Origin of the sequence: Spirillospora sp. CA-108201 (assembly GCF_050936235.1) — a bacterium.
Taxonomy (GTDB): Bacteria; Actinomycetota; Actinomycetes; order Streptosporangiales; family Streptosporangiaceae; genus Spirillospora.
Window position 1 is genome coordinate 9,131,827 of sequence record NZ_JBNJNE010000001.1, and the last position, 12,805, is coordinate 9,144,631.

A 12,805-nucleotide genomic window follows, 5' to 3' on the forward strand; every position below is an offset into this window, starting at 1 on the left:
CTCACAGGTGGATGCCGCACTCGGTCTTGCCCATCCCCGCCCACCGGCCGCTGCGCGGGTCCTCGCCGGGCGCGACCGGGCGGGTGCACGGCGCGCAGCCGATCGAGGGGTAGCCGTCGTAGTGCAGCGGGTTGACGAGCACCCCGTTGTCCTCGATGTAGTTGTCCATGTCGTCCTGGGACCAGCCCAGGATCGGGTTCACCTTGACCATGCCGCGCTTGCGGTCCCACTCGACGACCCCGCGGTCGCGGCGGCTGGCGGTCTCGTCCCGGCGGATGCCGCTGAACCAGGCCATGTAGCCCTCCAGCGCGCGGCCGAGCGGCTCCACCTTCCGCAGGTGGCAGCACAGGTCGGGGTTGCGGCCGTGCAGCCGCGGGCCGAGCGCGGCCTCCTGCTCCTCGACCGTCCGGGACGGGGTGACGTCGATGACGTTCACCGGGTAGACGGCCTCGACGGCGTCGCGCGTCCCGACCGTCTCGGCGAAGTGGTAGCCGGTGTCGACGAACAGCACGTCGATGCCCGGCTTCACCTTGGACACGAGGTGGATCAGGGCCGCGTCCGACATCGACGAGGTGAGGCAGATGCGGTCGCCGAACGTGGCGACCGCCCACCGGATGACCTCCAGCGTGGGGGCGCCGTCCAGCGCGGCGGCGGCCGACTCGACGATGTCCTGGAGGTCGAGGGTGGGTCTGTCGGTCTCCAGCAGGGTCACTGGGGGACCTCCTTGCTCGCGGTGCGGGGGGTGCCGACACCGAGGAATTTCAAGCTGAAGGAACGCAGGCAGTCGGGGCAGAACCAGGCCCCGGGGTTCTCGTCCCGGGGTTCGAGGTGCTCCTCGCCGCAGTAGGGGCAGTGGAACGGCGCCATCCGCTCGCTCACTTGAGGTCCGCCTCGTCGGCGCGGTGCACCCATTCGGCGAACGTCTCGGCGCCGGTGCGCTGCTCGTCGAATCTGCGCACGACGCGCTCGACGTAGTCGGTGAGCCCGGCCGAGGTGGTCTTCAGCCCGCGGACCTTCTTGCCGAACGACGCGCCGAGCCGCCCCCCGAGGTGGATCTGGAAGCCCTCGACCTGCTCGCCGTCCTCGTCCACGACGAGCTGGCCCTTCAGCCCGATGTCGGCGACCTGGATGCGGGCGCAGGCGTTCGGGCAGCCGTTGACGTTGATCGTCAGCGGCTGGTCGAAGTCGGGGAGCCGCTCCTCCAGCTCGTCGATCAGGTCCATCGCGCGCTGCTTGGTGTCGACGATGGCGAGCTTGCAGTACTCGATGCCCGTGCACGCCATCGTCTGGCGGCGGAACGTGGACGGCCGGACCTGGAGGTCGTGCTCGGCCAGCGCGCCGGCGAGCGCCTCGGTGTGCTCCTCCGGGACGTCCAGGATGACCATCTTCTGCTCGTTGGTCGTGCGGACCCGGCCGGAGCCGTAGCGCTCGGCGAGGTCGCCGATGACGCCGAGCAGCTCGCCGTCCACCCGCCCGACGCGGGGCGCGAACCCGACGTAGTAGGCGCCGTCCTTCTGCGGGTGGATCCCGACGTGGTCGCGGCGGGCGAGCGGCGCGGCGGGCTCGGGGCCGTCCGGCAGCGCGTAGCCGAGGTACTCCTTCTCCAGCACCTCGCGGAACTTCGCGGCGCCCCAGTCCTTCACCAGGAACTTCAGCCGGGCGCGGCTCCGCAGCCGCCGGTAGCCGTAGTCGCGGAAGATCGAGGTGACGCCGTGCCACACCTCGGCCGTCTGCTCGGGCTTGACGAAGACGCCGAGGCTCTGCGCGAACATCGGGTTGGTGGACAGCCCGCCGCCGACGAACACCTGGTAGCCGGTCTCGCCCGCCTCGTTCACCACGCCCGTGAACGCGATGTCGTTGATCTCGTGGACGGTGCAGTGCGAGGTGCAGCCCGACATCGCCGTCTTGAACTTGCGCGGCAGGTTGGAGAACTCCGGGGAGCCGATGTACCGGTCGTGGATCTCGCGCAGGTCCGGCGTCGCGTCCACGACCTCGTCGGCCGCGATCCCGGCCAGCGGACAGCCGATGATCACTCGGGGGACGTCGCCGCAGGCCTCCATGGTGTGCAGCCCGACCGCCTCCAGGGCCTCCCAGATCGCCGGGACGTCCTCGATCCGCACCCAGTGCAGCTGGACGTTCTGGCGGTCGGTGATGTCGGCGGTGCCGCGCGCGTACCGGGTGGAGACGTCCGCGATCGTGCGCAGCTGCGGGCCGCTCAGCTGACCGCCGTCGATGCGCACCCGCATCATGAAGTAGCGGTCCTCGAGCTCCTCGTCCTCCAGCGCGCCGGTCCTGCCGCCGTCGATTCCGGGCTTGCGCTGGGTGTAGAGGCCCATCCAGCGGAACCGGCCGCGCAGGTCGGACGGGTCGATCGAGTCGAAGCCGCTCTTGGAGTAGATGTCGATGATCCGGCGGCGGACGTTCAGGCCGTCGTCGTTCTTCTTGTTCTCTTCGTTCTTGTTGAGCGGTTCGCGGTAGCCGAGGGCCCACTGGCCCTCGCCCTTCTTGCGTTTGGTCGCGGGTGGCACGGCGCGCGTCCTCATCTGTGGTCGTGAGGGACGCGAAGCGCACCGGCGCTCTGAGGCAGCCGGCTCGACGCTGAGCAGGATGAAGTCAAAGGTGACGCCGATGCGCCACGCGCCCGGCTGTACAGGGGCGTGGTCGGGGCGTCACCTACAGATCGCGCTGCGGACGCGGAGGAAGTCGACGTGCCGGCGCTTGGCCAGCAACGGGTCCGCGGCAGTCATACCCGAACTGTGACATGCCGTCTCGCGGACTGTCCAGTGACGTCCGGCATGCGGACGCGTGAGATGCGTCATCCCTGCCGCCTCCAGTTCACCCGGGGTTCGGCCTTCCCCCCGGTCGCCGGGTCCGGGCCGCGCTCGGCGGCGGGCGCGCCGGGTCCGGGGGCGGCGGGCACGGGATGGTGCTGGCAGTCGCACCAGGAGCCGCCACGGCACTCCGCGTGGTGGCGCTCGCGACACGACTGGCAGATCATGTCTTCTATTGTCGCCTATGAAGGCAAATGCCCGGTTCGCCGGGGGACGGGCATGGATGATCATGGTCCGAAGAACGTTCTGTGCCGTCATAGCGGGTATGGGGCAAGCGATGTGCACGGAACGGGCGGCGCGCCTGCGAGGCGACCGGGCGGGGGAGGAGATCGGCACGCCACGCGCGGAGCGGACCAGTGAAGTGGGCGGTGCGGCATGTTCCGGGCGCGCAACCCTCTACGGTGGGGCGGTGTGACCACCGTCTCCGACGCAGCGGGCGCCTCCCGGGCCGGGGCCTCGCCTTCCGGAAAGGACCCGGAGGGCCCGCAGCAGCGCCTGCGCGACCGCGTGAGCGCGCGCGTGCGGGCCGACGCGCGGACCGCCGCGGGGACCGTCTGGACGCTGACCAAGGGCACCGCGATCGGCGGGTTCCGCTACCGGGTCACCGGGCTGGCGGCGGAGGCGGCGTTCTTCGCGCTGCTGTCGATGCCGCCCCTCGTCATCGGGCTCATCGGCACGATGGGCCACCTGCGCGGCCTGTTCGGCACCGAGACGATCGCCGAGGTGCGCGCCTGGGTGATCGAGCACTCCCAGACGGTCCTGACCGGCCCGACCGTGAAGACCGTCGTCGTCCCGCTCATCGACGACGTGATCAGGGGCGGCAGCCCCGACATCGTGTCCGTCAGCTTCCTGATCTCGCTGTGGGCGGGGTCGCGCGCGACGAACGTCTACGTCGACACGATCACGATCGCCTACGGGCTGTCGGGCGTGCGCGGGGTGATCCGCACCCGGTTGCGCGCGTTCGTGCTCTACCTCATCGGGCTGCTGACCCTGATCGTCGTGATCCCGATGCTGGTGGCCGGGCCCGCGCTGGTCCGCCAGGCGCTGCCGGAGAGCACCGAGGCGGTCCAGGCGCTGTACTGGCCGGTCGTGGTGAGCCTGTCGATCGTCTTCCTCTCGCTGCTCTACCACATGAGCGTCCCGGTGCGGACGTCCTGGTGGCGCCAGACGCCCGGCGCCGCGCTGGCGCTGCTGATCTGGATCGTCGGCAGCTTCGTCCTGCGGATCTACCTGGCCGGCTCGCTGAGCGGGGTGTCGGTGTACGGGTCGCTGGCCGCCGCGATCGCGCTGCTGGCCTGGCTGTACGTGGCGGCGCTCGCGGTGCTGATCGGGGCCGCGCTGAACGCCGAGATCGACCGGCTCTGGCCCAGCGGTGACACCGCCCGGATCCGCGCCGAACTGGAGGCGCAGGACGACCAGGTGCCCCGGGACCAGGGCGCGACGGGTAAGAACCACGCCGATTGAGGTCCTGAAAAGGGCAAACATGTCGTAGCCTCGCCTGACATGACCCCCCGTGAGGAGACCGGTCGGCTCCGGACCGTGACCGGCACGATCGCGACGTCCGACATCACCGGGCCGGTGCTCTCCCACGAGCACCTCCAGCTGGACCTGCGCTGGCCGGCGCGCCCCCGGCTCGCCTCCTCCGACCCGAACCGGTGGCTGGACGAGGAGAAGGCCGTCCAGCGGGAGCTGAACACCCTGCGCGAGGACCACGGCCTCGGCCTCGTCGTCGACCTCACCTGCTCGGGCATGGGCCGCAACGCCGCCGCGCTCGCCCGCATCAGCGCCGGCGCCCGGGTCGCCGTGGTGGCCGGGACGGGCGTGTTCACCGAGCCGTTCCACCCCGCCTACGTCCGCGAGGTGCTCGCCGCCGGCGCCGGCTCCCGGCCCCCCGCCTCCGAAGGGCCGGGCGGCGGCGACGAGGCGGGTCGTTCCTGGAGGCCGGCCCCCCAGACCCCCCGGTACGAGCATTCGGGGGGCCCGTCCGCCGTCGACCGTCTCGCCGAGCGCCTTCTCGCCGAGGTCGGCTTCGGCATGGACGGCACGAACTCGCTGCCCGGCGTGATCGGCGAGATCGGCGCCTGGGGGGAGGCGCCCACCGAGACCGAGGAGCTGTGCCTGCGCGCCGCGGCCCAGGCCGCCCGCTACTCCGGGCTGTCCGTCGCGACCTACGGGCGCGCGGGCCTCGCCCAGCTGGAGATCCTCACCTCCGCCGGGCTGGCCCCCGGGCGCGTCGCGGTGGGGCGGCAGGACCGGGTGGACGACCCCGCCCAGCACCGCAAGATCGCCGAGTCGGGCGGCTACGTCTCGTTCGGCACCCTGGGCCTCGCGGGGGAGGACGCCGCCGCCGTCTCCGCCCGCGTCCGCCGCGTCCTGGACCTGCTGGAGGCCGGCCACGCCGACCGGGTCCTGCTGAGCACCGGGGTCGCCCGGATGGCCCAGGTCGCCCGCTACGGCGGCGCCGGGTTCGGCTACCTGTTCGACACGTTCGTGCCCGCGCTGCGCGCCGCCGGCGCCGACGAGGCGACCCTCGGCGCGATCCTGCACGACAACCCGCTGCGGTGGCTCACCGGTTCCTGAGTGGGTAGGGGCACCCTCGGAAGGGGGTGCGCCCGATGTCCTGGATCGGACCCGCGGGCGGAGGCGCCCACCGGGCGGGAACCGTCCGGCTCCCCTACACCGACCGCGCCGAGGCGGGCCGGGTGCTCGCGGCGCGGCTCGCCATGATGGGGCTGGAGGGGGCCGTGGTCCTCGCGCTGCCGCGCGGCGGCGTCCCCGTCGGGCACGAGGTCGCGCGGCACCTCGGGGCCCCGCTCGACGTGCTGGTGACCCGCAAGATCGGATATCCGCCGCAGCCGGAGCTCGGCGTCGGGGCGATCGCCGAGGGCGGCGCCCCGGTGTTCGACGGCGGCCTGCTCGCCCGTCTCGGGCTCCGCGAGGACGACCTGGCCCCCACCGTGGAGGCCGAGCGCGCGGAGCTGGACCGCCGGGTGGCGGCCTACCGGCGGGGCCGCCCGCTGCCGCGGGTCGCCGGGAGACCGGTGATCGTGGTGGACGACGGGCTCGCCACCGGCGGCACGGCCCGCGCGGCCGTGCGGGCCGTCCGCGGGCGCGGACCGTCCCGGCTGGTCCTCGCGGTCCCGGTGGGCGCCGCCGAGACCGTCCGGAGCCTGGAGGCGGAGGTGGACGACCTGGTGGTGCCGGTCGCGCCCTGGGACTTCCACGCGGTGGGGCAGTGGTACCGCGACTTCGAACAGCTCACCGACGCCGACGTGACGGCCTGGCTGGAGCGCGCGCGGGCGGGCGGCGAGGACCCGGGCGGGCCCCCGGAACCGGGCCGGGCCTGAGCCGCGAGCCGGGCCGCGCGGGAGGCGCCGGCGGCCGGCCTGAATGGTGCCGCGCGAATTTTCGGGAAATGGCCACATCGGCGGGGCCGGTGCGGTAAAAGGGCGGCCGCCGGAATGTCGTGGAACGATGTCACCGGGACGGGACGCAGATGTGGCGGAGAACCCGGGCCCGGTCGGATGGACCGGGCCCGGGCAACGCAAACGGCCCCGCGGGGCGGGGCCGTGACGTTTTCCAGGTGGCGTGCCGGGGTTCGCGACGGGAGCGTTTCGGCGGCCTGTGCCTTCGTTCAGGCGGCGTTGGCGCGACGCATGCGGCGACGGCGCTCGGACGCGCGCTCGTCCTCGTTCAGGCCGCCCCAGGTGCCGTACTTCTCGGGCCGGGACACCGCGTAGTCCAGGCAGTCCGTACGGACCGGGCAGCCCATGCAGATCTGCTTGGCCTTGCGCTCGCGGATCTCGCGCTCGGGCTGGCGCTCGCCGTCGGGGCCGAAGAAGAGGACGAGGTCTTCCCCCCGGCACGCCGCGGCGTCCTGCCAGCCCCAGCTGGGACGAGGGAGGTTTGCCTGCCGACGTACCTGAGCCATGGAACACCCACCTTGATTGGTTTCGAACAAATTCGGGACATGGACGCTCGACGTACTTCGGATGACAAGAGTCAGAGAAGCGCCGAATGTTCCAACGTCTGGAGTTGCCGCTCTGTTCCCCGTCCGGTTACTCCGGAAACCTGGGGACGTGCGACAGGGAGACCCTCGAATGGGGCCTCAAGGAGATTACACGAGGGCCGCCTCGTTGAGAAGGGTGAGTTCCCTAACAACGTAGGTTCTCTGGTTCTCGCCGCAGCCGGTCCCGCACGGGTCGGGCTGCTCGACGGCTTCGACCACCACCCGGTAACGGCTCCGCCTCAGGAGAACAACCGCTTCGTGGCGGGTTGTTCCGGCGATTCCGGTGATCGACGCCACGGTCACGTCGTCCACTCCGAGCCGCCCCGTGTGGGCGCGGACGAAGTGCTCCGCGGCCTGCGCGGGCTCCGGGGCTCCCGCCCGCCCGCGCAGCCTGGGGAGGGCGACCTCGCCCCGCAGGTAGGCGTCCGCGGCCGCGTTCGCCTCCGCTTCGCCGAGGTCGCCGTACGAGAATCCGTGGGGAAGACATACCAAATTCGCCGCAAATCGGTCACCGCCGACATGGGTGGTTTCCCAGATCAGGCGGTCGAAACGCATTGCGAGAGAACGGGCCAGCGGCGCGCCGGTGCGGGCGCAGCAGGCGTTGCGGCGCCCGTGCGTGCAGACCAGCAGGACCGGCTCGGGCGTCCGCTCCCCGAGGCCGGGGGACCGGCCCGCGGCGAGCGCGTCCAGATCGAGCGCGGCCAGCTCGGCCGGATCGGCCAGCTCACGGCCCTCGATCCAGACCTCGCCCCCGCGGGAGGACGCGGCGTAGACCTGGACCGGCGGGGTGGCGCGGCGGCGTCCCGGCCGGCGGATCAGCTGCGGCCGGACGCCCGCCTTCTGCGCCATCCGCACGGCCTCGGCCACCGGCGCCGGGCCGGTCAGGTCCTCGACGCGCTCGGGCCAGGGGCCGGGGTGCTCGATGAGCAGCCAGGCGCCCGCCTTCACGGTCGCGGTCGCCAGGCACGGCCGCTCGCCGGTGTGGCTCCCCGGGCAGTGTCCGCAGCTTCTGCCGCGCGTCACGCAGTCCCCCCGCCGATCTTCGTTCATCCCCGTCGAGCTGAAATCGATTAGGTAAGGGTAACCTAAGGCGCGACGGCCAAACCAGGCGGGGCGGCGAGCATCGCATGCGCCGCGGGCAGGGCGGCCTCCCGATCGGCCGCCACGAGGCCGATCCGGGTCCGCCGGTCCAGAAGGTCGCCCGCGTCGAGCGCCCCCTCGTGCAGCACGCCCCAGGCCAGCTCCGCGCCGGTCACCGCCAGCCCCGGCACGACCGGTTCCAGCAGCGCGGCGTCCTGCCTGGCCAGGGCGGCCAGCAGCGGCGCCTCGGTGCCGTATCGCCGCACGAGCCGGGCCGGCGCGTCCAGGGCGTCCAGCCTGGCGCGCGGAGCGGCGCCGACGAGGGGCAGCCGCGCGGTGCGGCAGGGGCCGGCGGGAAGGCCGCGGGCGCGCACGACCGCGTCCACGGCGTCCTGCGCCATGCGCCGGTAGGTGGTCAGCTTGCCTCCGACGATCGTCACGACGCCGTCCCGGGAGGTCAGGACGGCGTGTCGCCGGGAGATGTCGGCGGTGTCGCCCCCGCCGCCGAGGTCCAGCAGGGGCCGCAGCCCCGCGAACGCGCCGGCCGCGTCGGCGCGCCGCACCGGGACGTCCAGCGCCGAGTTCAGGACGTCGAGCAGGAAGCCGATCTCGCCCTCGGTCGGCTCCGGCACGTCCGGGACGGGCCCGTCCGCCGGCTCGTCGGTGAGGCCGACGTAGACGCGGCCGTCGCCCTGGGGGAGCACCAGCACGAACCGGTTGCCCGCACCCGGGATGGGGACGTGCATGGCGGCGGTGAGCCCGCGCAGCGCCTCGGCCCGCAGCACCAGGTGGGTGCCGCGGGACGGGCGCAGCCGCACGCCGTCCACCAGCCCGCCCGCCCACACGCCGGCCGCGTTCACCACCGCCCGCGCCCGGACGGTGATCTCGCGGCCGGTGAGCTCGTCCCGGACGAGGGCGCCGTCGCCGGTCAGCTCGACCGCGCGGCAGCGGGTGAGGATCCGGGCGCCGTGCCCGGCGGCGGTCCGGGCGAGGGCGGTGACGAGGCGGGCGTCGTCGGCGAGCTGCCCGTCCCACGACAGCAGCCCGCCGCGCAGCCCGTGGGCGCGCAGGGCGGGCGCGAGCCGGAGCGTCTCGACCGCCGACAGCCGGCGGGGGCCCGGCAGGACCGAGCGGGGGGTGCGGGCGGCGAGCCGCAGCAGGTCCCCGGCGCGCATGCCGCCGGCGGCCACCAGCGCCTGCGAGGCGGACACCAGCGGCGTCAGCGGCAGCACGAACGGGAGCGCCCGCACCAGGTGCGGGGCCGTGCGCAGCATCAGCGCGCCGCGCTCGACCGCGCTCTCGTACGCGACGTCCACCTGCCCGGACGCCAGGTACCGCAGCCCGCCGTGGATCAGCTTGGAGCTCCACCGGGACGTGCCGAACGCCAGGTCGTGGGCGTCGACCGCCGCGACCGACAGGCCGCGGGACGCGGCGTCCAGCGCGGCGCCCGCCCCGGTGGCGCCGAGCCCGACGACCAGCACGTCCACCACCTCGCCCGGCAGTTCCGCGAGCTCGCGCTCGCGGCGAGCGGCGTTGAGCGAGGCCCCCGGGCCGGGTCCGGCTGCGTTCATGGTGCGAGCATCCTCTCCAGGATGTGGCGGAGTTCGGTGTCGAGGGCGTTCGCGTCGACTCCGGGCTCCCGCGCGTCGATCATGATCTGCGCGGAGAGCCCGAACGACTGGACGACCAGCAGGAGCGCGCGGGCCTGGAGCGCGGGGTCGCCGGCCCGGATCGTGCCGTCCCGCCGCCCCGCGGAGATCGCCTCCTCGAACCCCGCGAGGAACGCCCGCTGGCTGGCGCCGCAGCGGTCCAGCAGGTAGGGCAGCAGCAGCTCGGGATCGACCTCGATGATCTTGCGGAGCAGCGGGTGGTCGCGGAACGTCCGCACGCCGGTGACCAGGCCGTCCACCAGCCGGGGCCGCACGGGGCGGCCGTCGTCGAGGGGCCGCAGCGCGTCGCCGATCCCGGTCCACTCGCGGGTCATCAGGTCGGCGACGATGGTGCGGACGTCCGGCCAGCGCCGGTAGAGGGTCATCCGCGAGACGCCGGCCCGGCGCGCGATGTCGGTCAGCGTCGTGCGCCGCACGCCGACCGCGAGCACGCAGTCGCGCGCGGCGTCGAGCACGGCGTCGTCGGCGGTCCGCGCCGCCGGCCTGTTGTGACGATTCGACGTCATGTGTCACAGTGTAAGCCACAGGGAAGCCGGGGCGGCGAGGGAGGCGGGCGTGGAGACGCGCGACATGCTGTGGAGCGGCTGGGGCGACCCGGCGAAGGCGGCGCCGCTGCCCGAGCCGATGGTCGGCCTGCTGCGCGACCTGCTGGGCGTGCGGCCCGCCGAGGAGCCGCCGGCGGCACTGGCCGGCGTCCGGGTCGCCGAGCCCCGGCTGTCCGGGGACGACCTGACCGCGCTCGCCGCCGCCGTGGGGGAGGGGAACGTCCGCGCCGACGACGAGGCGCGGCTCCGGCACACGCGCGGGAAGTCCACGCCCGACCTGCTGCGCATCCGGGCCGGCGACGCCGCCGACGCGCCGGACGCGGTGGTCCTGCCCGGTGCGCACGGCGAGGTGCTCGCGGTGCTGGAGGCGTGCGCCGAGCGGCGGATCGCGGTCGTCCCGTTCGGCGGCGGCACCTCGGTCGTCGGCGGGCTCGCGCCGGAGGGGGCGGACGCCTTCGTCGCCCTCGACCTGCGCCGCATGGACGGGCTCGCCGAGCTCGACGAGGTCTCCCGGACGGCCGTCCTGGGGCCGGGCCTGCGGGCCCCGGCGGCGGAGGCGCTGCTCAACGAGCGCGGCTACACGCTCGGGCACTTCCCGCAGTCCTACGAGTGGGCGTCGATCGGCGGGTTCGCGGCGGCGCGGTCGAGCGGGCAGGCGTCCGCCGGGTACGGGCGGTTCGACGACATGGTCGTCGGCCTCACCGCGGCCACCCCTGAGGGGACGCTCGACCTCGGGCGGGCGCCTAAGTCGGCCGCCGGGCCCGACCTGCGGCAGCTGGTCCTCGGCTCGGAGGGCGCGCTCGGCGTGATCACCTCCGTGCGGGTACGGGTGCACCCCGTCCCGCGGGAGCGGGCGTACGAGGGGTGGCGGTTCGACTCGTTCGACCGGGGCGCCGCCGCGCTGCGGCGCCTCGCGCAGGACGGCCCCCTCCCCGCGGTCCTGCGGCTGTCGGACGAGGCCGAGACCATGGTCGGGCTGGCCGACCCGTCGGCGATCGGCGGCGGCTCCTCGGCGGCCGGCGCCCTGGCCGTCCTCGGGTTCGAGGGGGCCCCCGGCGCCGTCGCCGAACGGCGGGCCGGGGCCGCGCGGGTGCTGCGCGAGGCCGGCGGCGAGCCGCTCGGCGCCGGGCCGGGGGAGAAGTGGGAGCGCGGCCGCTTCGGCGCCCCCTACCTGCGCGACTCCCTCCTGGACGTCGGCGCCTTCGTCGAGACGCTGGAGACAGCCGCCTTCTGGTCCGGCGTTCCCGCGCTGTACGAGGCCGTCCGGCAGGCCCTGATCGGAACGCTGTCGGCGACCGGGACGCCGCCGCTGGTGATGTGCCACATCTCGCACGTGTATCCGACCGGGGCCTCCCTCTACTTCACGGTCGTGTCCGCGCAGGGCGAGGACCCCCTCGGGCACTGGGCCGCCGCCAAGCGCGCCGCCTGCGACGCGATCGTCGCGGCGGGCGGGACGATCAGCCATCACCACGGGGTGGGCACCGACCACCGCGAGTGGTACGCCCGGGAGATCGGGCCGCTCGGCGCCGCCGTGCTGCGCGCCGTCAAGGAGCGGGTCGATCCCGCCGGGATCCTCAACCCGGGCGTCCTCGTCCCGCCCGCGGGAAGGGAGTGAGCACCGTGCGCGCGTTCACCGCGATCGTCAACCCGGCGGCGGGCGGCGCGTCCGCCTCGTGCCTGATGCCGCTCGCCCGGCTGCTGCGCGACGCGGGCGCCGAGGTCGACGTCGAGTACAGCCGCGGGATGGAGCACGCCGCCGGCGCCGCCCGCGCCGCCGCCGAGGCGGGCCGCGTGGTGCTCGGCGTCGGCGGGGACGGCCTGGTCGGCTGCGTCGGCGGGGCCCTGGCCGGGACGGGCGCCCTCTTCGGGATCGCCCCCGCCGGCCGGGGCAACGACTTCGCGCGGCAGCTCGGCGTCCCGTCCGACCCGGAGCGGCTCGCCCCCCTGCTGCTGGAGGGCGAGCCCCGCGCCGTGGACGCCGTCGACGCCAACGGGACGGCCGTGCTGGGCAGCGTCTACGCGGGCGTGGACGCGGTCGCCAACGACAACGCCAACAGGACGCGGCTGCTGCGCGGCTCGGCCGCCTACTACTTCGGGGCGCTGCGGGCGATCGCCTCGTGGCGGCACGCCGACTACCTGATCACCGTGGACGGCGAGCGGTACCGGCGGGAGGGCTACACCGTCGTCGCCGCCAACTCCGGCTACTACGGGTTCGGCAAGCACATCGCCCCCGACGCGCGCGTCGACGACGGCCTGCTCGACGTCGTGCTGATCCGCAAGGCGCCGCGGACGCTGTTCTTCGCCGTCATGCGGGAACTGGAGGCGGGCACGCACGTCCGGCGGCCCGAGGTGGAGGTGCTGCGCGGCCGTGAGGTGCGCATCGAGCTCGCCGGCGGGTCCGGCAGGACGCTCCCGTACGGCGCGGACGGCGAGCTGCCCGGGGTGCTCCCGGTCACCGCGCGGGTCATGCCGGGCGCGCTGCGCGTCCTGGCGCCCTGACCGGCCGCGCCGAGGTTTTTGCGGGGCGTTTAGGGCGGTTTACGCCCCCATTACGGCTCTCCGGATAGCGTCGGTTACGTCCCGCTACGGGACCTTGGGGCTGTCTGTGGAGGCATCATGGGAAGGCGACTGCACTGCTCGCCGTTCTGGGGGGACTCATGATGACCGCAG

12 protein-coding genes are annotated in these 12,805 nt (G+C 74.3%); 5 read left to right on the plus strand and 7 right to left on the minus strand.

Annotated elements, in window-relative coordinates; all coding sequences use genetic code 11:
* Window position 1: 1 nt before the first annotated feature.
* Genes ACQEU6_RS43690 through ACQEU6_RS43700 form a run of 3 tightly spaced genes read right to left on the minus strand, consistent with a single transcriptional unit; the run spans window position 2 to window position 2,528 of the window.
* The gene (locus ACQEU6_RS43690) at window positions 2-712 is read right to left on the minus strand and encodes a phosphoadenylyl-sulfate reductase (protein ID WP_499339683.1); all 711 of its coding nucleotides are present in this window, start codon (window positions 710-712) and stop codon (window positions 2-4) included.
* The gene (locus tag ACQEU6_RS43695; RefSeq protein ID WP_499339684.1) at window positions 709-879 is read right to left on the minus strand and encodes an Insertion element protein; all 171 of its coding nucleotides are present in this window, start codon (window positions 877-879) and stop codon (window positions 709-711) included. Before ACQEU6_RS43695 ends, ACQEU6_RS43690 begins: the two co-directional genes overlap by 4 nt.
* Window positions 876-2,528 carry a nitrite/sulfite reductase gene (locus ACQEU6_RS43700; protein ID WP_499339685.1) on the minus strand — a complete coding sequence of 551 codons (1,653 nt, stop codon included), beginning with the start codon at window positions 2,526-2,528 and terminating at the stop codon, window positions 876-878. Before ACQEU6_RS43700 ends, ACQEU6_RS43695 begins: the two co-directional genes overlap by 4 nt.
* Window positions 2,529-3,242: 714 nt before the next feature.
* Here ACQEU6_RS43700 and ACQEU6_RS43705 point away from each other — a divergent pair.
* Genes ACQEU6_RS43705 through ACQEU6_RS43715 form a run of 3 tightly spaced genes read left to right on the plus strand, consistent with a single transcriptional unit; the run spans window position 3,243 to window position 6,178 of the window.
* Window positions 3,243-4,295: a YihY/virulence factor BrkB family protein gene (locus ACQEU6_RS43705; protein WP_499339686.1), complete on the plus strand. Its 1,053-nt coding sequence runs from the start codon at window positions 3,243-3,245 to the stop codon at window positions 4,293-4,295.
* A 39-nt stretch (window positions 4,296-4,334) separates the two neighbouring features.
* Window positions 4,335-5,411, plus strand: coding sequence for a phosphotriesterase family protein (locus tag ACQEU6_RS43710; protein WP_499339687.1), 1,077 nt, complete (start codon window positions 4,335-4,337; stop codon window positions 5,409-5,411).
* A 35-nt stretch (window positions 5,412-5,446) separates the two neighbouring features.
* Entirely contained in the window at window positions 5,447-6,178 is a 732-nt protein-coding gene (locus tag ACQEU6_RS43715; protein ID WP_499339688.1) for a phosphoribosyltransferase, read from the plus strand.
* A gap of 287 nt (window positions 6,179-6,465) precedes the next feature.
* Here ACQEU6_RS43715 and ACQEU6_RS43720 read toward each other — a convergent pair whose 3' ends face one another.
* The 4 genes from ACQEU6_RS43720 to ACQEU6_RS43735 all read right to left on the minus strand — a co-directional run bounded on the left by ACQEU6_RS43720 (window position 6,466) and on the right by ACQEU6_RS43735 (window position 10,096).
* Window positions 6,466-6,762 carry a WhiB family transcriptional regulator gene (locus ACQEU6_RS43720; protein ID WP_075901375.1) on the minus strand — a complete coding sequence of 99 codons (297 nt, stop codon included), beginning with the start codon at window positions 6,760-6,762 and terminating at the stop codon, window positions 6,466-6,468.
* 186 nt (window positions 6,763-6,948) lie between these two features.
* Window positions 6,949-7,863, minus strand: coding sequence for a ferredoxin family protein (locus tag ACQEU6_RS43725; protein WP_499339689.1), 915 nt, complete (start codon window positions 7,861-7,863; stop codon window positions 6,949-6,951).
* 62 nt (window positions 7,864-7,925) lie between these two features.
* Entirely contained in the window at window positions 7,926-9,491 is a 1,566-nt protein-coding gene (locus tag ACQEU6_RS43730; protein WP_499339690.1) for a glycerol-3-phosphate dehydrogenase/oxidase, read from the minus strand.
* Window positions 9,488-10,096 (minus strand): TetR/AcrR family transcriptional regulator, encoded by a 609-nt coding sequence (locus ACQEU6_RS43735; protein WP_499339691.1) that lies wholly within the window; start codon window positions 10,094-10,096, stop codon window positions 9,488-9,490. The genes ACQEU6_RS43730 and ACQEU6_RS43735 overlap by 4 nt, the downstream gene beginning before the upstream one ends.
* A 64-nt stretch (window positions 10,097-10,160) precedes the next feature.
* Between ACQEU6_RS43735 and ACQEU6_RS43740 the strand changes: the two genes are divergently transcribed.
* Both ACQEU6_RS43740 and ACQEU6_RS43745 read left to right on the plus strand, forming a co-directional pair.
* Window positions 10,161-11,750 carry an FAD-binding oxidoreductase gene (locus tag ACQEU6_RS43740; protein ID WP_499340550.1) on the plus strand — a complete coding sequence of 530 codons (1,590 nt, stop codon included), beginning with the start codon at window positions 10,161-10,163 and terminating at the stop codon, window positions 11,748-11,750.
* A 5-nt stretch (window positions 11,751-11,755) separates the two neighbouring features.
* Window positions 11,756-12,634, plus strand: a complete 879-nt coding sequence (locus tag ACQEU6_RS43745) for a diacylglycerol kinase family protein (protein ID WP_499339692.1) — start codon at window positions 11,756-11,758, stop codon at window positions 12,632-12,634.
* The last annotated feature ends 171 nt before the right edge of the window (window positions 12,635-12,805 follow it).

What these genes read in the sequence shown, in the direction of transcription:
- ACQEU6_RS43740 (WP_499340550.1), top strand. Translation starts at nt 10,161, where the DNA reads ATGCTGTGGAGCGGCTGGGGCGACCCGGCGAAGGCGGCGCCGCTGCCC.
- ACQEU6_RS43715 (WP_499339688.1), top strand. Translation starts at nt 5,447, where the DNA reads ATGTCCTGGATCGGACCCGCGGGCGGAGGCGCCCACCGGGCGGGAACC.
- ACQEU6_RS43735 (WP_499339691.1), bottom strand. Translation starts at nt 10,096, where the DNA reads ATGACGTCGAATCGTCACAACAGGCCGGCGGCGCGGACCGCCGACGAC.
- ACQEU6_RS43720 (WP_075901375.1), bottom strand. Translation starts at nt 6,762, where the DNA reads ATGGCTCAGGTACGTCGGCAGGCAAACCTCCCTCGTCCCAGCTGGGGC.
- ACQEU6_RS43730 (WP_499339690.1), bottom strand. Translation starts at nt 9,491, where the DNA reads ATGAACGCAGCCGGACCCGGCCCGGGGGCCTCGCTCAACGCCGCTCGC.
- ACQEU6_RS43710 (WP_499339687.1), top strand. Translation starts at nt 4,335, where the DNA reads ATGACCCCCCGTGAGGAGACCGGTCGGCTCCGGACCGTGACCGGCACG.